The 21569-nt window shown below is 41.1% G+C and carries 21 protein-coding genes and 1 tRNA gene; 15 read left to right on the top strand and 7 right to left on the bottom strand.

The features are described from left to right. The first annotated feature begins 90 nt into the window (after positions 1–90). The 4 genes from WN948_RS09680 to WN948_RS09665 all read left to right on the top strand — a co-directional run bounded on the left by WN948_RS09680 (position 91) and on the right by WN948_RS09665 (position 1921). Positions 91–558, top strand: a complete 468-nt coding sequence (locus WN948_RS09680; protein ID WP_342303996.1) for a YqaA family protein — start codon at positions 91–93, stop codon at positions 556–558. 129 nt (positions 559–687) lie between these two features. Then, a complete protein-coding gene (locus WN948_RS09675; RefSeq protein ID WP_342303995.1) occupies positions 688–882 on the top strand; it encodes a hypothetical protein in 195 nt (64 codons plus the stop codon). A gap of 63 nt (positions 883–945) precedes the next feature. Further along, positions 946–1019, top strand: a tRNA-Val gene (locus WN948_RS09670). A 53-nt stretch (positions 1020–1072) separates the two neighbouring features. Then, positions 1073–1921: an alpha/beta hydrolase gene (locus WN948_RS09665; protein WP_342303994.1), complete on the top strand. Its 849-nt coding sequence runs from the start codon at positions 1073–1075 to the stop codon at positions 1919–1921. 26 nt (positions 1922–1947) lie between these two features. On the opposite strand, the gene WN948_RS09660 is transcribed toward WN948_RS09665, so the two are convergent. Then, positions 1948–3822 (bottom strand): PAS domain-containing sensor histidine kinase, encoded by a 1875-nt coding sequence (locus WN948_RS09660; RefSeq protein ID WP_342303993.1) that lies wholly within the window; start codon positions 3820–3822, stop codon positions 1948–1950. A 335-nt stretch (positions 3823–4157) separates the two neighbouring features. Beyond that, positions 4158–4409: a hypothetical protein gene (locus WN948_RS09655; RefSeq protein WP_342303992.1), complete on the bottom strand. Its 252-nt coding sequence runs from the start codon at positions 4407–4409 to the stop codon at positions 4158–4160. A gap of 241 nt (positions 4410–4650) precedes the next feature. Between WN948_RS09655 and WN948_RS09650 the strand changes: the two genes are divergently transcribed. The 4 genes from WN948_RS09650 to WN948_RS09635 all read left to right on the top strand — a co-directional run bounded on the left by WN948_RS09650 (position 4651) and on the right by WN948_RS09635 (position 10539). Next, positions 4651–5163: a deoxyuridine 5'-triphosphate nucleotidohydrolase gene (locus tag WN948_RS09650; protein WP_342303991.1), complete on the top strand. Its 513-nt coding sequence runs from the start codon at positions 4651–4653 to the stop codon at positions 5161–5163. Positions 5164–5217: 54 nt separating this feature from the next. Then, entirely contained in the window at positions 5218–6006 is a 789-nt protein-coding gene (locus WN948_RS09645) for a 2-amino-3,7-dideoxy-D-threo-hept-6-ulosonate synthase (protein ID WP_342303990.1), read from the top strand. 447 nt (positions 6007–6453) lie between these two features. Beyond that, on the top strand, positions 6454–8199 hold the full coding sequence (glyS, locus tag WN948_RS09640) for a glycine--tRNA ligase (RefSeq protein WP_342303989.1): 1746 nt from the start codon (positions 6454–6456) through the stop codon (positions 8197–8199). A 72-nt stretch (positions 8200–8271) separates the two neighbouring features. Continuing rightward, positions 8272–10539, top strand: a complete 2268-nt coding sequence (locus WN948_RS09635) for a DEAD/DEAH box helicase (RefSeq protein ID WP_342303988.1) — start codon at positions 8272–8274, stop codon at positions 10537–10539. Between the two features lie 29 nt (positions 10540–10568). On the opposite strand, the gene WN948_RS09630 is transcribed toward WN948_RS09635, so the two are convergent. Beyond that, positions 10569–11045 (bottom strand): Sjogren's syndrome/scleroderma autoantigen 1 family protein, encoded by a 477-nt coding sequence (locus WN948_RS09630; protein WP_342303987.1) that lies wholly within the window; start codon positions 11043–11045, stop codon positions 10569–10571. 118 nt (positions 11046–11163) lie between these two features. Here WN948_RS09630 and WN948_RS09625 point away from each other — a divergent pair, with 118 nt between their 5' ends. From WN948_RS09625 to WN948_RS09610, 4 genes are all read left to right on the top strand, one after another. Beyond that, positions 11164–11430, top strand: a complete 267-nt coding sequence (locus WN948_RS09625) for a UPF0147 family protein (protein WP_342303986.1) — start codon at positions 11164–11166, stop codon at positions 11428–11430. A gap of 165 nt (positions 11431–11595) precedes the next feature. Beyond that, positions 11596–12231 carry a haloacid dehalogenase gene (locus tag WN948_RS09620; protein ID WP_342303985.1) on the top strand — a complete coding sequence of 212 codons (636 nt, stop codon included), beginning with the start codon at positions 11596–11598 and terminating at the stop codon, positions 12229–12231. A 30-nt stretch (positions 12232–12261) separates the two neighbouring features. Next, positions 12262–13881 (top strand): O-phosphoserine--tRNA ligase, encoded by a 1620-nt coding sequence (gene sepS, locus WN948_RS09615; RefSeq protein WP_342303984.1) that lies wholly within the window; start codon positions 12262–12264, stop codon positions 13879–13881. Positions 13882–13917: 36 nt separating this feature from the next. Next, entirely contained in the window at positions 13918–14544 is a 627-nt protein-coding gene (locus WN948_RS09610; protein ID WP_342303983.1) for a DUF169 domain-containing protein, read from the top strand. A 9-nt stretch (positions 14545–14553) separates the two neighbouring features. On the opposite strand, the gene WN948_RS09605 is transcribed toward WN948_RS09610, so the two are convergent. Both WN948_RS09605 and WN948_RS09600 read right to left on the bottom strand, forming a co-directional pair. Further along, positions 14554–14943, bottom strand: coding sequence for a DUF473 domain-containing protein (locus WN948_RS09605; RefSeq protein WP_342303982.1), 390 nt, complete (start codon positions 14941–14943; stop codon positions 14554–14556). A gap of 4 nt (positions 14944–14947) precedes the next feature. Next, on the bottom strand, positions 14948–15694 hold the full coding sequence (locus WN948_RS09600) for a proteasome assembly chaperone family protein (protein WP_342303981.1): 747 nt from the start codon (positions 15692–15694) through the stop codon (positions 14948–14950). 1206 nt (positions 15695–16900) lie between these two features. Here WN948_RS09600 and WN948_RS09595 point away from each other — a divergent pair. Then, positions 16901–17494 (top strand): pyruvate kinase alpha/beta domain-containing protein, encoded by a 594-nt coding sequence (locus WN948_RS09595; RefSeq protein WP_342303980.1) that lies wholly within the window; start codon positions 16901–16903, stop codon positions 17492–17494. Between the two features lie 238 nt (positions 17495–17732). Here WN948_RS09595 and WN948_RS09590 read toward each other — a convergent pair whose 3' ends face one another. Further along, a complete protein-coding gene (locus tag WN948_RS09590) occupies positions 17733–18554 on the bottom strand; it encodes a F420-dependent methylenetetrahydromethanopterin dehydrogenase (protein WP_342303979.1) in 822 nt (273 codons plus the stop codon). A gap of 199 nt (positions 18555–18753) precedes the next feature. Between WN948_RS09590 and serB the strand changes: the two genes are divergently transcribed. Further along, entirely contained in the window at positions 18754–19452 is a 699-nt protein-coding gene (gene serB, locus WN948_RS09585) for a phosphoserine phosphatase SerB (protein WP_342303978.1), read from the top strand. A 40-nt stretch (positions 19453–19492) separates the two neighbouring features. Then, the gene (locus tag WN948_RS09580; RefSeq protein ID WP_342303977.1) at positions 19493–20353 is read left to right on the top strand and encodes a coiled-coil protein; all 861 of its coding nucleotides are present in this window, start codon (positions 19493–19495) and stop codon (positions 20351–20353) included. A gap of 68 nt (positions 20354–20421) precedes the next feature. Here the strand turns inward: WN948_RS09580 and WN948_RS09575 are convergent, their stop codons facing one another. Continuing rightward, positions 20422–21567: a radical SAM protein gene (locus WN948_RS09575; RefSeq protein ID WP_342303976.1), complete on the bottom strand. Its 1146-nt coding sequence runs from the start codon at positions 21565–21567 to the stop codon at positions 20422–20424. Positions 21568–21569 lie beyond the last annotated feature (2 nt).

Below are 21569 nucleotides of genomic sequence, written 5' to 3'. Positions count from 1 at the left end.
TGCATATCAATCATATATACTTGTTAATATATAAATATCATTCACTGGATTTTCGATTTTCTTAAAAGATCAAAACATAAGGAACTAAAAATGATAGAATCTCTTTTTGGATCAATAGAAGACCATGCATTTCTTGGACTGTTCATAACAAGCTTTCTTGCTTCCACAATTTTACCACTTGGTTCTGAAGCACTTGTCGTATTACTTATCAGCAAGGGCTTTGATACCCCATCGGTCATAATGGTAGCTTCAATAGGCAACTATCTTGGAGCGTGTACTACGTATTACATAGGACTAAGGGGACGAATGGACATAATAGAAAGATTCTTTTCGATATCCAAAAAACAACTTGAAAAAGCAGACCAGCTTTTTGCAAAATACGGAACCTTTCTGCTTCTTTTAACGTGGTTGCCACTGATAGGAGATGCTATTGCAGCGACTGGTGGACTATTAAAACTTGATTTTAAGTCATTTTCTATTTACGTGTTCATAGGGAAAACGGCAAGATACGCAGCACTGGCATACATTACATTGACGACGCTGGCAAGTATCCAGTGAAACATCTTTTTCATAGCCACAATGTTTGAAACAACAAAATATGAAGGAATAGCTATTTATAGTGACTATGTTCATATAATTGTATATATATTATACCACTTATAGTAAAACACTTTAAACGGGATTAAAATGGCACAATTAGACCTTGATGAAAAATCAATGAAGAAAACTGCTTTGCTCATACCTGTTGCAGTGATTCTTGGAACTCTATTGGCAATCATAGCGCATAAGACATTACAATCTACAACAGCGTTGCTTACTATTTTTATAGGAACCATCATTGTAGCTCTTGCCACTTACCTTCTGGTAAAAAAAAAGAGCTGACATTAGAATAACAAAAAAATTAACGATAACTTTATAGACAGGGAACATAATGTATCTAAGTCTGGGCTCGTGGTCTAGCTGGTTATGACGTTGCCTTCACACGGCAGAGGTCGGGTGTTCGAATCTCCCCGGGCCCATCATGCTTATTTTGCGATTCTAAGAGTGCTGAAAGCTGCTTTTCTACGATTACATGAAACTAAGACCAAATCTGATTCTGACCTCAATCCTCATAACCCTTGCATTATCAGGCTGTATTGGAATAGAAAGCGAGAACATACAGCATGATTATTCAATATACAACAGAAGCACAAATTGCAATGCTAGTAATTTTTCAATCGTTGATTCACCGGTAAAATATGTTTCTGTCAATGGCATTGAGACAGGATACCGGGAATTTGGATCAGGTGAGCCACTGTTGATGATTATGCCATTTGCCACAAAAATGGACATGTGTAATGCTTCCTTTGTAAAGCAGCTATCGAGTGGTTACAGAGTTATCCTCTTTGATAACCGGGGAATGGGATATTCATCTGACAATAACGAACCACTCTCAATCTCACTGTTAGTCAACGATACTGCAGGCCTGATGGATACACTTGGACTGGATTCCGTACATATATTCGGCTCCTCAATGGGATCGGTAATTGCTCAGGAATTGACTCTTGCTCACCCTGAAAAAGTGAACCGGCTAATCCTTTCATCAACAACCTATAGCCTTGATGCCCCGGAGGCAAATATTCTGAAGAGCAAACTTCAATACCGTTCCACAGACCCTGATACAAACCAGATCCTCAGAAAGTATGCCCAAGCAAATCTGAAGTGGAACGGCACATATGAACGCCTGCCTGAAATTCAAAACAAAGTCCTGCTTCTCTCAGCCAACAAGGATGCACTCACTCCACCCGATATTTCCATAAAAATGGCACAAAATATTCCTGATGCAAAATTTGTTCGATTTGATGGTGGAGGACATTTAGGGGAGCAGTACCTCCCAGAAGAATATGCAAACGAGATACTGTCGTTTCTGGCATCGGAATAATCAGATAAATTTGAGATTTTAGTATATTATATCGTTTTCTGCATTGAACCCACGGGAATCGAAAAAACAAACATACTCCCCTTACCAACTTCACTCTCAACCCATATCCTGCCATCATGAAGCTCAACAAATTTCTTAACAAGAGCAAGGCCAAGCCCCGTCCCAGAATGTTCATGTGTGAGATACGAATTTAATTGCCTGAAAGGCTGGAAGAGTTTTTCAACATCCTCTTCAGAAATACCAATTCCTGTGTCCTTTACACTGACCTGAACCATGTCGCCTGTACATCGTGCATTTATCGTTACTGAACCTTTGATAGAAGTGAATTTAATGGCATTGCTTACAAGGTTATACAGTATTTGTTTGAACTTTGTTTTGTCGGCATTGATTCTTTCAAGTTGTTGATCAACCTCAACATCCAGCCGAATATTCTTTTTCATGGCAAGAGGGAATATTAATGATTTCACCTCGTCAATAGCATTAGAAACAGAGAAAAGTTCATACGTAAGCTCCATTTTTCCAGCTTCTACTTTTGAGAGGTCAAGTATGTCATTTATAAGCTTGAGTAAATGTTTGCCAGCCTGAGAAATATGATTTACATACTGTGTTTGCCTGCCATTCAGACTGCCAAAGGTTTCATCAAGCAATATATCTGAAAAACCTATAACTGATGTTAATGGAGTTCTTAGTTCATGGCTCATGCTTGCCATGAATTCATCCTTACTTTGGTTTGCAGCCTCGGCAATTATCTTGGCATGCAGCAGCGCGTCTTCCGCTAGTTTACGCTCAGTAATATCCTCAATAGTTCCTATGACCGCATTTCTTTCAGCATAGTACTCTGCAACAGAATGAACATCACGTATAGCACCATCTATTACTCTTTTTACCTTAAACTGAACGTTGTATGGCACCTGATCTCTAATGAGATTTTTTAGAGCCTCATCCAGCATTGGCCGATAATCAGGCAACGGTACTTTCTGTACTTCAAAAATTGTGAAACTTTTTTCATCCAGCCCATATATCCTGAGGGTTTCCTCAGAAGTAACAATTTTACCGGAATTCAGATCAAACTCCCAACTTCCAATATGCCCTATTTTTTGCGCAGTTCGCAGTTGCATTTCCCTGGTATTCAGCTCCTCTTCCGCCAGCTTACGCTCAGTAATGTCATGGATAACAGAATACAATCGATTTTGTGAATTGACCATGACCGGACTGCTGTATACTTCAACATCACGGATTTCCCCGTTTGCGAGCATGTGCTTGAAAATGAAGTAATTTCTCTTTTCGTTTACAGCAACTTTCATCTCAGCCTGTACTTTTTCCAGGGACATGGTGTTAATATCATGGATGTTCATGTGCGTGAGTTTTTCCAGTGACCAACCATAGTATTCGCACGCTGCAATATTAGCGTCAATTATATCTGAACTTTCAGGGTCAATCAACAACATGACTGCCTTACTGTGTTTAAATAAAGATTTGTAAATATCCCCTTTATCCAAAAAGAATTTATCATTCTGGTTAAGAGCGGTAATATCCTTTAAAATGAAGATGAAAGACGGATCAGGGAATTCTGCATATGTAGCGCTTACTTCCAGATCAAGAAGTTGGCCATCTTTTGTATGATGACTAATCTCAAAGTGACCTTTGCTTCTTTCTATGACATCAGGTAAATCATCAATAAGAGCATGCCAGGAAACACCTGCACCAAGATCTTTCAACATCATCCCAAAAAGTTCATCTTTCGTATACCCACTAAGATGACAGTATGCATCATTTGCCTCCAGTATTTGCCCACTGGCAGATATACGCAAATAACCATCAAATTCAGATACTTTTGAATTCATGATGGTCACATTCGCAATATTTGCATATTTTTCAGAATCAGATGCTTCTTTTTCCATGTGAAATACCTAACTTCATGATAATATGATGATTTTGACAAAGTAATACCCTGTAAAGCCAAATGACAATAGAGACAATTAAAGCAGCTATGAATACCTATATATACATTTTTGAGATTTCCATTTTATGCAAGAATAATGGTACCATAGTAAATTAAATATGTCTTTGTGGAACAGATGTGGATCTAGTAAAATAAACAGCATAATGAAATAGAAAGATATCTGAAATTATAGTCTTAAAATGTGAAAAAGGAAAATTAAGCATTGGTACAAAAAATATTATAATACAAAAATAATAAAGTCATATTTATCTAAAAAAATAAGAGGATTAAAGATTAATCCTCTTTATCAAAATGCCACTGACAATCGTCAGAGGCCTTGTTCTGAGTTAAAGCCTTGTTCTGAGTTAAAGCCTTGTACTGAATTTCCGGCATATATTCCTCTTTGTAATGAGGAAGGTCTGCACTTGCATATTTAGGGAAGACAAGAGAAACTTCCTTCTGATAGGCGGTTCCATCTGGACTCAAACTCACACGGAACAGAATCTCAGGTCTGTTCCCATTTTTAACAAGATCCGTACTACTCACATCATTCACTCCTTTTAATTACGATTCATTCTGTTTTATGCACATGTTTCCAAATCTAACTCCCAGATAAATATCAGGAACGAAAGATTAAGGAAACATTTTCAAACTCACCACAATACACATGCACACTAATAAATATAAACTAATTGGTTTACAATAATGTGTTTTTGAGATAACATGAGTTTACATCAATCGGCATATTGGTCCAAAAAAATATATCTTATCAAACAAACCTACATCCATGGCCCTTCTATCTAAAAATGAGCTCAGAGCGATGATCAGCAGTGAGACACCGCTGGTTGAGAATATGACAGACATTGAGACACAGCTTCAACCAAACAGCGTAGAACTCACACTCAAGAATATAGAAACATACACCGGAGCAGGAGCTGTGGATTTTGACAATAGCGAAAGAGAAACACCTTCAACAGAACCAATGGATTTTGATGAAAACGGATGGGCGCACCTTGCACAGGGCACATACAAGATCACATTCAACGAAATAGTGAACATTCCCCTTGATCTTGCAGCTATCGCAAGGCCAAGGTCTACTCTGCTCAGGTGCGGAGCCAATATTGGAACGGCGGTGTGGGATTCAGGATACAGAGGCAGAAGCGAATCGATGCTCGTAGTACATAATCCACATGGTTTCAAGCTTAAAAGGAATGCCAGGGTAATGCAACTGTTATTCTTTAACCTCCATAGTGAACTTACGGAAGGATATTGTGGCAAATACCAGCATGAGAACCTGTGACATTGTTCCCAGGTTCACGTTAGGATTATCTATAATTAAAGCAATGACCCAAGCATGAGTGAAATTGGCAAATCAGTCAGGATGGAAAGAATATTCGACCGCAATACAGGCAATACAATAATAATTCCTCTGGACCACGGTGTTGGTGCAGGGCCTATCAGAGGCATCATTGATCTGCCTACCACTGTAAACAAAGTCGCAGATGGCGGAGCAAATGCAGTTCTGGGACATATGGGCCTCCCAAAACACGGACACAGAGGGTATGGGAAGGACATAGGACTTATTATACACTTGTCAGCATCAACATCCCTTGGACCAGACCCAAATCATAAGGTCATTGTCACAACAATTGAAGAGGCTATTAAAGTAGGAGCTGACGCAGTATCCATCCACGTGAACGTAGGTGCCGAGGATGAAGCAGAAATGCTCCAGGACATGGGATTTGTTGCCCGCCAATGCGATGACTGGGGAATCCCATTGCTAGCTATGATGTACCCAAGAGGTGCAAAAGTAACTTCCGAACACGATGTAGAGTACGTCAAACATGCAGCCAGAATCGGGGCAGAACTTGGTGCTGACATTGTAAAGACAAATTATACAGGTGACATAGACTCTTTCAAGGAAGTTGTCAAGGGTTGTCCTGTACCAGTGGTCATTGCGGGTGGTCCAAGAATGGATACTGAAAAGGAGCTTCTTGAAATGGTATATGACTCACTCCAGGCCGGAGGGAAGGGTGTTGCTATAGGAAGGAACGTGTTCCAATCAGATAACCCTACAAAGCTTGTAGCAGATATTTCAAAAATTGCACACAAAGGAATGACAGTAGAAGAAGCACTCGAATAAGAGTGAACTTTTATTTTTATTATTCCAGTGGAAACAAAGGGGTTTTGTTTGTTTTCCACATATACCTTTTTTTTAAGTTGATATTATAAAAATCCACATTCACCCAAAGTATGATCAGGAAATTACCACAGGTAAATAAGAGAAACTACATCTAAATACCAGGATTTAAAAAATACAAAAGGATAGGAAGAGCAAGGCCAGTGTTGAAATGACCAATTGAATCATATAAGATGGTGGTACGATATGATATGATTTGATTATATTCGACCTTGCTCAAACATAAAATGTATGAACATACATATAATCTTAATGAACCTGATTTATAGATATTACGACATGGTTTAGGCATTTGTGAACATCATGTTTTCAAAGCACTTTCGTTACTATTAAATGCAATGGGCATATCGAGAGATTCATAATAATCATTTACAACTTAGAGGATATTCTATGGACAAATACGAGCAGGTAATAGAACTGGCAAAACGCCGGGGATTCTTATGGAACTCTTTTGAACTTTATGGCGGAACCGCTGGATTTTACGATTACGGACCCCTTGGAAGTACCCTGAAGAGAAGAATCGAACAGATATGGAGAGAGACATATGTGGTCCAGGAGGGCTACATGGAGATCGAGGCACCAACTATTGGAATAGAAGAAGTGTTCGTTGCATCCGGCCATGTTGGAGGATTCTCAGATCCACTCTGCGAGTGTAAAAACTGTGGTGAGGCTTTCAGGGCAGACCATCTTGTAGACAAAATAGTAGCTGTGGCAGATGCCCTTAGTAATGAGGAACTTGACAGAGTGATCAGGGAGAACAATGTAAAATGCCCCGAATGTGAAGGCGAACTTGGTGAACCATACGAGTTCAACCTCATGTTCAAGACAGATATAGGACCGGGTTCCGGCAGACAGGGATACATGCGTCCTGAAACTGCACAGGGAATGTTCATCGACTTCCTGAGACTTGCACGATTCTACCGTGAAAAACTCCCATTCGGTGCAACCCAGATTGGAAAATCATATCGTAATGAGATTTCGCCAAGACAGGGAGTCATCAGACTGCGAGAGTTCACCCAGGCAGAAGCTGAGATCTTCATTGACCCTAACGATAAGAGACATTCCAACTTTAGCAGGTTTGCTGATACCGCAGTCAATCTATATTCAGATGAAGCCCAGGACAAGGGTGCAGTAGAGAAAATGACACTTGGTGAAGCTGTTGAGAAAGGAATCATTGCACACGAATTCCTTGCATACCAGATAGGGCTGACCAATCATTTCCTCCAGCGCATAGGAGTTGCAGGTGACAAACTGAGATTCAGGCAGCACATGAAAGATGAGATGGCACATTATGCCATTGATTGTTGGGATGCAGAGATAGAGACTGACAGGTTTGGATGGGTCGAAGTTGTCGGAATAGCAGACAGGACCGATTTTGACCTGAAGGCACATGCGGCTGTCAGCAAGACCGAGCTTTCCATTTACAGAGAATATAGCGAACCTAAAATGGTTACCCAATTCGTGGTCAAGCCCAATATGGGCAAACTTGGGCCGCTCTTTAAAGGCAAGGCAAAAAATGTGGCTGAAGCATTGAAGGCCCTGAGCCAGGAAGAACTGGAGCAGGACAACATCACAGTCATCATAGACGGTGAAGAGTTCACAGTTCCAAAAGATATTGTCGATTTTGCAGAAGAGACTGTGAAGATCAGCGGAGAGAACATCATTCCGCACGTCATAGAACCTTCCTACGGTATTGACAGAATATTCTATTCCACAATGGAGCATGCCTTTGAGGAAGAAATGGTTGCTGGCAAGGAAGATACCGAAGAGGAAGCAAGGATAGTGATGAGACTCAAGAAAGAGGTAGCTCCAGTGCAGGTAGCAATCCTTCCGCTTCTTACAAGAGAAGAACTCATCGGTCCGGCAAAGAGCATTGAAGTACAGTTGAAACAGAAGGGACTCCTCGTGTCCTATGATGATTCCGGAACCATCGGAAGACGTTACAGGAGAAACGATGAGATAGGTACGCCGTATTCAATCACAATCGACTACGACACCCTTGAAGACAACACCGTGACCATCAGGGACAGAGATAGCATGAAACAGGTGCGTGCCCCAATTGACGGAATAGCAGACCTGGTCTATGAAATGATTTACATGAACAAGGATTTTGAGAGTGCCGGAAAGGCACTCTAAATACTTTCACCTTGCTTAGCTCAGGTTTAAAAGTGTAAAGAGTGTATATATGGCAAACTCAGAGCCATAAATATGCCGGAATATATCAAACATCCTTTGATCAAAGCAGATGCTGTAGAGCAGCGGCTGTATCAGCTTGACCTGGCAGGCAAGGCACTTGATACATCCACACTGGTAGTTCTTCCCACAGGTCTTGGAAAAACAATCATATCTCTGCTTGTGATGGCCTCCCGGCTTGAGAAGTACGGGGGTAAAGTAATAGTCCTCTCACCTACAAAACCACTTGTTGAGCAGCATGCTTCTTTTTTCAAAAATGTTTTCAAACTGCCGGAAGAAGAGATTCTGACATTCACAGGCAGTGTCGGCCCGGCCAAAAGAGCGGACATGTGGAAAAGGGGAAAGGTCATCATTTCCACACCCCAGGTGATCGAAAATGACATACTGACAAAGAGAATAAGTCTTGAGGATGTCACCCACATAACTTTTGATGAAGCCCACAGAGCCGTTGGCAATTACGCTTATACATACATTGCTGAAAAGTACTTTGAAACCGCAAAGAACCCCTTGTGTCTTGCCATAACTGCAAGTCCCGGAAGCAAGGATGAAAAGATAGTTGAGGTATGCGAGTCACTACATATAGAATCAGTTGCTGTCAAAACAGAATCAGATAAAGATGTACTACCATACATTCATAAAAAAGAGATAGAATGGAAACGCATCAATCTGCCCGATGGCATGAAAGACATAAAGGACCTGCTTAACAAAGTGCTTGAGGACAGGTTCAAAAAACTCACTGAACATGGGTATCCTATATACAACCAGAAATACGTCTCAAAAAAAGACCTTTTAGGTCTGCAGGCAAAACTTCAGGGAGAACTAAGAGGGCTTCCGGACCCTTCCGTCTACGGAGCAATATCAATACTCGCAGAGATAATGAAAGTGAACCATGCAGTCGAGATCGTAGAAACACAGGGACTCGAATCACTGCGAATGTACATGGAAAGACTTGAAAATGAGGCTTACTCCAAAAGTGGGAGCAAAGCATCAAAACGTCTCGCTGAGGATCTCTACATCAGACAGGTAGCGCATCGAGTGAAAGACTGTGACCTTGAGCACCCCAAACTTGACTATGTGAAGAGAATAGTTGTTGAAGAACTTGAGAACAAGCCACATTCCAGAGTGATCGTCTTTGCAAACTACCGCGACACTGCTGAAATGATCACAAAAGCACTTTCAGAAGAAGAAGGAATACGTCCTGTAAGGTTTGTGGGCCAGGCATCGAAATACAAAGACAAAGGCCTTACACAGAAGCAACAGGTGGAGATAATCGAACAGTTCAAGGCCGGAGATTATAACGTCCTTGTGGCAACCTCTGTTGCAGAGGAAGGACTCGACATCCCATCCACAGATCTTGTTCTTTTTTATGAACCCATCCCTTCAGAGATCAGAAGCATCCAGAGGAAGGGCAGAACCGGAAGAAAACATGAAGGGCGTGTGGTTGTGCTTGTCACGAAGGGAACCCGGGATGAGGCATATTACTGGAGCAGCCTATCCAGAGAAAAAAAGATGCAAAGTAATATGAAACTACTTCAGGAAGCTATGCCTGCAAGGAAAAATAATTCTATTACAGAGGATTTTGCAGCCGACATTCCTGATGAGGATCAGAAGACACTGCTTGAGTATGATGGTGAAAACAAGAACATCAAAATAGTCGTTGACCAGAGAGAGATACGCAGTTCAGTTGCCCGCAACCTTGACAGAAATGGTACTGAGATAATCGTCAAAACATTAGAAGTCGGTGATTACATCCTTAGCGATCGCATAGCTGTTGAAAGGAAGGAATCCCAGGATTTTGTCAGTTCTCTCATAGATAAAAAGCTCTTCGAACAAATTGCAAACCTCTCCAGAGCATATGAAAAACCAGTGCTTATTGTTGAAGGCGAAAGCCTGTTCAACTGCAGAGGAATAAGTCCCAATGCAATTCATGGAACATTGGCCTCAATAACCCTTGATTTCGGTGTTTCTTTATTCTACACCAGGGATGCAGAAGACACCGCAGCCCTCTTGTCACAGATAGCAAAACGTGAGCAAGTGGATGAAAAAAGAGAAGTGAACATGCACGGGAAGAAATCTGCACTCATGTTGCCGCAACAACAGGAATATGTTATCTCATCGATATCAGATATCGGACCAAAGGCTGCACGCAATCTTTTACAACATTTCAGTTCAGTAGAGAATATTATGAAAGCAGATTATGAAGAACTGCTAAAAGTAGATAATATCGGACCAAAGACCGCAGCCAAGATCAGAGAGATTGTGGGCAGCGAATATAAAAAATAAAAAAGGATTAATTCAATCTTAAATCTGCATTACAGCAAGCCACGCATTTTAGCCACTGTATCCATACAACGGTCAATCATGTCAAGATAATCAATGATTTTCCTGACATCTTTTTCATCCTGCATCTCACTTGCCAGGGAGATCATCTTTTTAATCATCAGGGACTCAAGTTCAGGAACAGATAGTTGTACCGGAGCAACGGCCTTCACCGGTTTTTTTTCCTGCATATCTGAGCAGGAAGATTGGTCAGAGATTGCCGCAACCGGAGTTTCCTTTTCTTTTATAGAAGAAGGTCCGGTTATTGGAGATGAAGAGGTATCTGCAGTTGGAGGTGATTGCATGGCCCTGCGTGGGTCACGAATATCCTCACAAACTGGACAAAGGACACGCCCCTGATAACGGAAGAGAGGAGCACCACAATTATCACACTGTTGGGCCAGCATTGTACCTCCAATCTCAAGCATCTTAGATATTTTTATTACATTATCATCATTAGTATTTGACATTTTATCTCCTCGTTTTTCAAAACATATATAGCAATGAAAGTCTTTTTATAGAATATAATTATTTAGGAGTTAATTAAGCAATCTTATTTTAATTTCAAGGTTATCAAGGTGATCCTACATGTCAAGTTTTGAACAAGTTATTGATGAGTGCAAGCAGAAATTAGAGTATATCGCAAATGATAATTCAGTACCAAGGAATATAAGACGTTCTGCAAATGAAATTTTGGTTACATTAAGTAAAAAGGATGAACCCCTCTTTTTGAGAACATCATCCAGCATATCCATTCTTGAAGATATAAGCAACGACCCTAACATCCCGGTCCATACAAGGACACTCATATGGGATGTTGCAAGCCAGCTCGAGACCATCCCGGTCGACGAGTAGGCAAGCACAGGAAGTAATAATTATTATTTCCTTTTTTAATCTTTTTTGTTTTTGACTTTTATTACAACACGTGCAGTAATATATTTTGCATACATAATTGTTCGTTTTCACGCAAGCTTTCGAAAAAGTGTTTATACAAGGCTGCGAATGAACTAAAGGATTGTAATGATCAATAAAATTTCCAGCAGGATCAAGGATAATTTCGAGGAAAAAGATAAAGCAAGAGAGAGTACCTTATCGATTTCCAGAGATGTCGTACGTAATTGCAGGACTGCAATGTACAGCATACATAACAAGGATTTCAAAAAAGCCAGTTCACTCATTAAAAAGGCCGCAGAGATGCTTGAAAAAATAAACACTTTACTCCAAACTTATCCTGACATATATTTTGCCGGATTTCTGGAACATGCACAACAGGAATTTGTGGAATGTACGATAGTTTACGGGATACTCAACAAGGACAATGAGGATAAAGCCATACCCGGACCTGAAGAACTCAATGTAAGTGATGTGGCATACCTGAACGGACTGGGAGATGTGAGCGGGGAACTCAGAAGACATATACTTGACCTTATCAGAAAAGGATCACCTGAAGAAGGAGAATCCCACCTTCAATTTATGGAAGAGATCCATAATTGCCTTATGATGTTCGACTATCCGGATGCTATGACACATGGACTCCGTCACAAAACGGATACTACAAGATCCATTATAGAAAGAACGCGGGGAGACCTTACAAACGCAATACGCCAGCAAAAGCTGGAAAAAGCTATGAAGGACTTTGAAAATAGGATAAATTAAATTCATATTATTACTTTTAGAGGAAAATACATGAAATTCAATCCTGATGATATTAAGAAAGCAGCAAGCGAAGATTTTGACGCTGCATGGAATACAGGGAAGGATTATATCAGTGAAACAAAACTGAATGACCAATACCCACATATGACCCTCAAATACGGGAAACCACACCCTGTATATGACACCATCTCAAAACTTCGTGATGCATATATGAGAATGGGATTCGAGGAAATGATGAACCCACTCATAGTAGATGAGAGAGAGGTTCACAAGCAATTCAGCCATGAAGCACTTGCTGTTCTTGACAGGTGTTTCTATCTTTCAGGACTTCCACGCCCCAATGTAGGAATATCCGACGAACGTATCAGTAGTATCAGGCAGATTCTTGGTGATATCGATGATGAAGCCATTGAGACCATAAGGAAGATACTTCACGCATACAAGAAAGGAGATGTGGAAGGAGACGACCTTGTTCCTGAGATCGCTGCCGGAATCAGTGTTTCTGATTCACTGGTTGTTGAAATGATAGACCAGGTATTTCCTGAGTTCAAGGAACTCATCCCCCAGGCAACAAAAAAGACACTTAGAAGTCACATGACATCAGGCTGGTTCATCAGCCTTGCATCTGTCATCGAACGTGCAAATCCACCATTCAATTTTTTCTCCATTGATCGTTGCTTCAGGAGAGAGCAGGCTGAAGATGCGGCACGTCTCATGACATACTACTCTGCATCCTGCGTTATAATGGATGAAAATGTGACCGTCGACCATGGGAAAGCAGTTGCACAGGGTTTACTTTCACAGTTCGGTTTTGAAAAGTTCATGTTCAGACCTGACGACAAACGCAGCAAATACTATGTGCCTGACACACAGATAGAGGTCTTTGCCTATCATCCAAATCTGGTGGGTTCTAACACAAAGTACTCCGACGGATGGATAGAGATAGCAACCTTTGGTATTTACTCGCCTACAGCCCTTTCTCAGTACAATATACCCTGTCCTGTGATGAACCTCGGCCTTGGAGTTGAAAGACTGGCAATGATACTCCATGATGCAACTGACATCCGCTCACTTACATATCCACAGATACCACAATATTCTGAGTGGAAGATGACCGATAATGAGCTTGCAAGGACGACATATGTAGAGAATGTACCTGAAACTGCCCAGGGCAAAGATATCGTTAAAGCAATTGTAGCGGTTTGTGAGGAATATGCGGCAACCCCAAGTCCATGTGAATTCCCTGCATGGGAAGGAAGCATCAACGGAAAGACGGTAAAAGTGGCTGTCATCGAACCTGAGGAAGAGACAAAGCTCTGTGGACCTGCTGTGTTCAACGAAGTAGTTGCCTATGAGAGTGACATTCTGGGAGTACCTGACAACAAGAAATGGAGAAAGGTACTTGAAAATCACTCTGCAAGGACAGGTGTCAGGTTCCTGGACGCATTTGCCTGCCAGGCTGCAAAGGATATAGAGGATGCCGTTGCAAATGGTGAAAGTGAAGTTGAAACAAGAGTAAGGATAGTCAAGGTACCTTCTGAGATCAACATTCGTCTTGAACCTCTCGCACAGCGCTTCATCACCAGCAACAAAAAGAAGATAGACATTCGCGGACCTGTTTTCACGACTGTAAGAGCAATTATTGAGTAGAGTGAATTGAACTAAATATTCGATGCTGGTGCCTGAATGAACTCATGTAAATTCCCCAATATTGAATCACTTATGGACAATGGAGAGCCGGTGTGCATTACACTATCCGAAGAGGATAGTGACACATCGGACCTTCTTTATTGCGAACTTGTCCACAATGCAAGACATGGAGAAGCATCCCTCATAAGTCATCAACGATGCAGGCCTGGAGATTACGTACTTGGAATCAGCGAGAACAGCCCTGCAGATTACTATTTGAAATCCGGCAGATACAAAAATGCTAAAACCGCCGAAAAAGCAGCAAGCAATCTTCCCAGGATAAAAAGAGAATTCAAATCCTTAAGGATTGAGCCTTTGAAAGGGAACAAAGGAAAATTCGATGTACTTTTACTCTACCTCAAGCCGGAAAGTGCCATGAGGATTATACAGGCATATGCATATCATTTTGGTGAGGGCATAGAATCAAGATCAATTGGTGCAGCATCCATATGCGGTGATTGCACTGCAAAACCACTTCAGGAAGGAATTGGTATTTCTTATGGCTGCAAAGGTTCCAGAAAACATAGCAACTATGCTAATGAAGAAGTACCTTTAGGCATCAGATGGGAATTTGTAAAAACAATAGAAGAGGGATTAAAAAACATCCCTGCAACATTTGAATGAGTTTTTATTTTATCTGGCATTGTAGAGCGGAATCTCTTCCGCATCGACCTTTGTAGTTTCACCTATTCTGTTGTTCAGAACTTTACGCACACGTGCAGTGCACTTTGGGTCAAGCTGCAACCTTAGGCATGTAGTCTCACGTTCTTCATAATGAAGTTCATTGCTCTGTGTTATTCGGTGGGTTGATATCTGATGCTTGACCAATTTCGCAATTATTCCCATACTTCCGCCTGTGACGTCTTCGGGACTTGTGTGGGTAAGTAATAACATATCACCTACACTTGAATGCAGGGCAGCCATGAAATTGTAAGGGTTCCTTATTTCTATTGTAAGAAGTCTGTTATGCCTTAGCTCAGACATAACACGTTCAGATATTCCCGTTAAAGCAACATATTCCATGATATCACCCGTACATAGGGAACTCTTTTCTTGGTCCTGTTGGCTGTTCAGTAGATCTTACATCTTCAGCGAGCCGTTGCATCTCTATTTCGATCTTCTCAGCCTGTTCGATAAGACCTTCGGTGTCTATCTTGAAATCATATAGAAGGTTTAGTACATCAATTACCACTGCTGCTGCCCTTGGATCAGGATTCTGGCTCATGGTGGAACCAAGAAGACTTATTGCAGGCATTTTGCTTACGAAGCATTCGCCCATAATACTGCCGGATATACCTGAAATTGTACCCATCTGGAAAAGCTCCACTTTGTCCTTTATCCTTTCAAGCATTTCAAGGGTAGTCGCAGCACCAAAGACCTTGTGGTCTTCGCTCATGGTTGCAATACCTGCCAGAGAGACGATTTCTTTAACATTGATGGACTTTGCCCATTCCAGAAGAGCTTTACTTATATCATAGGCAACTACCGGATTTATGGGTATATCTGAGACGATCATTACCATATTGTGTTCTACGCTTTCATATATCCTCACAGGCATATTTATGAGGCCTTCATAAAGAACTGCAATCGGCGGGAAATGTCTCGAGTCAATGGACCCCATATATTCCATCTTCAATTCATCGATAATCTGCTGGCTTGCAATATTTCCTACAAGACCAATGCCCGGAAAACCCTCTATCAAAACAGGATTTTCTGATTTTATATCTGCGGTTATGATCTTTACATTGTTATTATCATAATCTGTTACTGCCAAACTATCACCTTTCAAAAATACGACTTGCTAAACTCCCTTATATTAATATAACAGCCAGCTTATAGATAAGAGCATCGTTTGCTGCATAAATTAAACATATATGCGGACGATAAGAGGTAATTTCCTTATCTGGTACATGAGATTTAAAGAAGATAAAAAACTGCCATCACTGATACAGTGTTAAATTTGTGAAGGCAGCCCGGAGTACATCAAAAATCCCAAACATGCTTGCATTAATGGATACTTTTACAAATATACTCTTATTTTAAAGCAAACATGCCCTTCGTGAATATAACATAAGCTTCATCGCCGTTTGCTGTCCTCATTTCTATTAGTTGATTCTACTTTAATCTTGATTTGAAATATTCGTTAAAAGGTATTAGATCATTAATTTTCATAACTAGCATAGGAATGGGCAAACCTTCATTCAGCTTGCTGTCAAAAGAACAATGCAATTGTTCGAAGGCATCAATCGTTTTTGCAGGAAAAGGTTGCTTTAGCATATGGTCTGAATATTCGATATAGTCTTCGAATATATTTGCCCTCATATCACATGGAAATAAAAGCAACGCATCTGGCATAGTTGTGAGATTAAACGGAAACAATCGGCACATAGTTGGTCTCCTATCATATACGGTGCACTTACCAGATTCCAAAAAGGGGCAAGGAGGAGATAGTTTGTAATGAAGTTCTCCGCCTTCAATGAAGGATTCGATCTTATCGGTCTTATCCTTTGGTACTTGCCCTAATATTTTTATATCATATTCATCCAGATTGATATCTACTATTTTGCAGCAAATCGCAGGACACGTACATGGCCATGAATAGTGCGAAAATATTTCCTGAACTATTTTAAAAAAGGTAAATCACTTAAGGTTCTTTTTTCGTACATAATAAAAAAATCAATGGACAACTATATGAGTATTTCTAAACGTCACACCATGAGTAAATCCTGTATTTTAACCACCGCTACATTTTTTGGTTATTGATATTACCCCCGCCATTCGAATGACTTAGTTCGAACCACGAATCACCAGAATACTTCATGGAAAGCAAAATAATCCCCCCACAAATATTCTTATGACATTAAATTAACAAAATAAACAACTCCAAAGCAATTGGAATTTGCCGCTAACTCCATAAACATATATAAAAGAGGAGCACTGTTTTATTCTTAAACTTGAAATCATGATCAAAGGTGATAATATGGAAAAGACGATCACATACTTTAACGAAGTAGGAAAAGCAAACACCGAAGAAGTAATGAAATTATCTGCAAAAAGGGCTGCAGAACTTGGCATCAAGCATGTCGTACTTGCAAGCACAAGCGGAGAGACCGCACTCATAGCTGCAGAGGCATTCAAGGACCAGGATGTAAAAATCATTGCCATAACCCACCAGTATGGACTTAAGGAAAGTGGGAAGTGGGAAGTCGATGAGGAAAAACTGAAACAACTGGAAGAGCTTGGAGTTGTGATGACAACCCAATCCCATATGTTCTCAGGTGTTGAGCGTGCAATCTCAAAGCGCATAGGTGGTGCCAGCCGCATTGATGTAATATCAGACACATTACGTGCAGTTTTTGGAAAAGGCTTCAAGGTAGCACTTGAATGCGCAATGATGGCAGCAGACTCAGGTCACATACCCGTGTCCCCGGATACTGAGATAATTGCGATCGGAGGAACAAGATGGGGTGCTGACGTATCTGTAGTTGTAAGACCTGCACATTCATTTGACTTCTTCAGCCTTCAGGTAAGAGAGATAATAGCAATGCCAAGGGCAAAAGAAGAACCAAAGTAACTATAATCGTTTTTTATTATTAATGGGAACTAATTCCCATCGTCTTTTTTTGTAGTATCATTATCTTTGTCTTCAATCTCATTCATCAATTCAGCTTTGCTTGCCTCTTTATTCATGTACAATGTAGATTTCATGAAATAGGCTGTTAAAAGAACGAAGATAACAAAAGCTGCTACAGCAATTAAAATGACAGTAAGTAAGTCCATAAAAAAGAGAAAAAAAGTACCTTAGCGGTACTTTACTGTGGCTTCTCATAGAGAGCTGTCTTGGTCATCTGGTGGCCTTTCTTAGCGTGGGGCTGCCTGAAGACACTGTCGTTTGATTTCTCAACCTCTCTTGCGTCGATTGCCAGCTGTGCTGCTGCGCGCATCATCTCATGGCCTGCTGCTGTTGTGAGGGTGACCTGCTCGATCTCCTTCATCATGAAGCATGCAGGGAAGTTGATCTTTGCGACCATATCAGCCATGTGAAGAGCTGCAAGTGCCTTTGCCTTTGCGTATGGGTTGTTGAAACCTGCTCTCTCAATGCACTTCTCTGGCTTTGCGAGAATGTGTGGAAGTTCGAGTGCCTTGCCTTCGTCTGCCTGTGCGGCAACTTTGTCGAGCTCTTCCTGAATGAGCCTTACAACACCACATGTTGAAAGTACTTTCATTGCATCTGAGTTAAATGAAGCCATCTCTACAGCATCAAGGAATTCTGTCTTTGCGCCGATAAGTGGGTCAACGGTCATGATAATATAACCAAAGCCTGCTTCTTCGAGTGCTGCACGGTCGTCCTTCTTTGTTGGACCGTCTGAGATTATGATACATGGAACATCCTTGTATATCTCACGAGCTGCTGTTGGACCTGGTGCGCTTGAGTTTGGGCTGATCATCACGTAGAAGTCAGCATCGAATTTCTTGAGTTCTTCTGTTGCTGCTGCTTCGGCTTTGCCCATTTTAGGACCGGTTCCAAAAGAACGGATAGTAATTCCTTCTCTTGCTGCAATCTCATCCTGAACGAGGTCTATAACCTGGCTCATACCTAAGTTACCGAGTTTAATAAATCCAATCTTTGCCATGTAAAATCACAGTAGTGCAATGGGCAGTGTAGCATATATTATTTTTGGAATGGAGCTAATGGAATATATCATCCTGAAAAAATGATTACATATATAGTGGTTCTGCCCGAAAACCTTAAAAGCAATGTAGCGTATTTCAAAACAATCTCGGCACTTAAATACTGTTTCAATACGGGATTGAAATTCCAGGTTTGATGAAGTGAGTCGTACCAGCAATAATTCTCATAGGATAAAGTTAGTAGTTTTTGATATGGACAGCACCCTTATTGACGCTGAGACCATTGACGAACTCGCACATGCGGCAGGAGTGGGAGACGAAGTCGCTTCCATAACAGAAAAAGCAATGCGCGGAGAACTTGATTTTTCCCATGCACTTTTTGAGAGAGTAAGACTACTAAAAGGACTTTCACTCGATAACGCGCATGATGCGCTTGACAAAATGCCTTTCATGCCCGGTGCAAAAATACTCGTCGATTACCTGAAATCCCATGGGTATAAAACTGCAATGATATCCGGTGGATTTACCATAGCTGCAGAGCGAGTTGGTGAAACACTTGGAATGGATCATGTAGTTTCAAATGAACTACTGGTAGACGAAGGATGTCTGACAGGAGAGGTAAGGGGACCTCTTACAGGACAATGTTCCAAGGAACACGTTCTTGAAGAAATTTCCCGGAAATATGGAGTAGAACCTGAAGATTGTATCGTTGTTGGTGACGGCGCCAATGACATATGCATATTTAAAAGAGCAAAATATGCCATAGCTTTTAATTCCAAACCAATTCTCCATGAGCATGCTGATATTGTCATAACAGAAAAAAACCTTGAAGCAGTTATACCGGTAATCCAATTACTGGAATCGGAAAAAGGCCAAGTATCGTGCATTAGAGATGCATGAAATGCCAGCTCTTTTGCTGGATCGGGAGGATACATAAGAAATGATAAAAGAACTGAACGACAAGAAGACTGAGCTTAGAACCCAGTCCGAAGAATATAAAGAGAAACGTAACGGGCTTAACGCAGAGGCAAGCACACTTGCATCAAAGCGAAATGAGCTGAACAAACAGACCAAGGACCTTATCAACGAAGCTCAGGAATACAAGGTACTCCGTGATGAGAACAACGAGAAGGTAAAGGAAAACAAAGTACTCCGCGATGAGGTCAACAACAAGGCAAACGAAGTATTTGCTAAGATAGACCAGATACGCAATGAGAACAACCTTGGCGGCCCTTCGATCAAAGATATCCGCAAGGAAATCGACAGGCTCGAGTTTGCACAGCAGACAGAAGTCCTCACAACCAACAAGGAAAGAGAACTGGTCAACAAGATCACTGAACTCCAGAAGCAGTATGTTGTAAAGAAACAGCAACTTGAAGGAAATGAAGAACTCAAGACACTGTTGACAGAAGCACAGGAGATCAGGGACGAAGCTTCAAATCATCACGCTACACTTTCAGAGTATGCACAGAAGGCACAGGAATATCATGACAAGATGATCACTACCTTCAAAGAAGCCGACAAGATTCGCGCAGAATCTGATGCTGCTCACAAAGAATTCGTTCAATTCCAGGAAAAAGCTGACGAACAGCACAAACTCTTCATTGCAGCCCAGAAAGAGATCCGAGACATAGACAAGGAACTCCGCAAGATGAAGAAAGGAGATTTCGATGGAAAGAGAGAAGCTGCCAGAGCAGATGCACGCAAGGATGCAGAAGACATCTTTGATAAGTTCAAGTCTGGTGAGAAGCTTACCATGGAAAACCTTATGGCACTCCAGAGATCAGGCTTCCTGAAATAATCAAAATTAAGAGGGTGATCTTCACCCTCGCTCAACTGTTTTTTATTTAAAATTATTTTTCAGCAAAATTATTGTTCGAGTCCAAGGTGGACTTTTCTAAATTCTGAATCCCTCATAAGACAGGGACCTGAAGTAAAAACAGGGTCTTTGTATATCTTATTCCATATCGATGCTAAAGGTTCATCGTGAATATTACCATATGGTTTTGGCATACATGCACATGGAAGTACATCACCTTCAGGAGTTACATGAAGCCATTTCCTGCCTGCAAAACATCCCATTTTTCTTATGATCTGAGGAATGGGGAAAATGCGCGGTCCTTCGGCATGAGATGTACGCTCTACAAAATCATCGAACTTTTTCAGGCCTTCGGGTGAAAGGACTTCATTCCCATGGTCCAGCCACCTTCCGGTAGGAACGATCTCATAGAAAGAGAGTTCATGCACACCCAGCTCTTTTGCAAGCTCATAAAAATCATCAAGCTCATCAACATTTCTTGGCGAAAGAACAACATACATACCAACTAAAAGACCGGCATCCAGACCGTTCTTTATGGCATTTACGGCATCATTGAATACACCAGGCCTTCCACGCATAAAATCGTGCCCTTCTTCGTTTGCACTGTCAAAACTCACGCTTAGCATGGAAAGACCGGCATCCTTAAGGCTTGATGCACGCTGCGGAGTCATCCCCACACCAGATGTGAACAGACCCGCAATTGCGCGTGAACTATCTACATAACTGATGAGCTCTTCAAGGCCATCATATAACAAAGGCTCGCCACCATCGAATATAATGAGAGTGGTGCCCATATTCTGAGTCTGGTCGATGACACTCTTAACAACATCAGGACTGAGCCGTGCTTTATTTTTAGTATCCGGTAAAGCGCAGTGAATGCACCTGTTAGGACACTCTTCTGTAATTGAGATTGTGATCTGTTCCGGAATGAATTTACCCCTCATTGCACTCATCTGACTTGATACAAGCCGGTCAAATGCCTTGCTGGGTATAGGAGGCATCCAGGTGGAGTATATTAACTGATCATTTTCCACTTTTGAGGGTTTTGTATCCTCAAATATCTCCATCATCTCTGAAACATAAGAACCCATTATTGAGGAAGCAATGCCAGAGGTCTTCATCTTGACCCGATCATTCACTATCTGAGCATATACCTTAAAAAAAGGATTTTTGTAAAAATAATATTTGTTCTTCATCG

Origin of the sequence: Methanolobus sp. ZRKC5, from assembly GCF_038446525.1 — an archaeon.
Lineage (GTDB): Archaea > Halobacteriota > Methanosarcinia > Methanosarcinales > Methanosarcinaceae > Methanolobus.
Note: the sequence above shows the minus strand (reverse complement) of the source record. Positions and strands in the feature narration are given on the sequence as shown.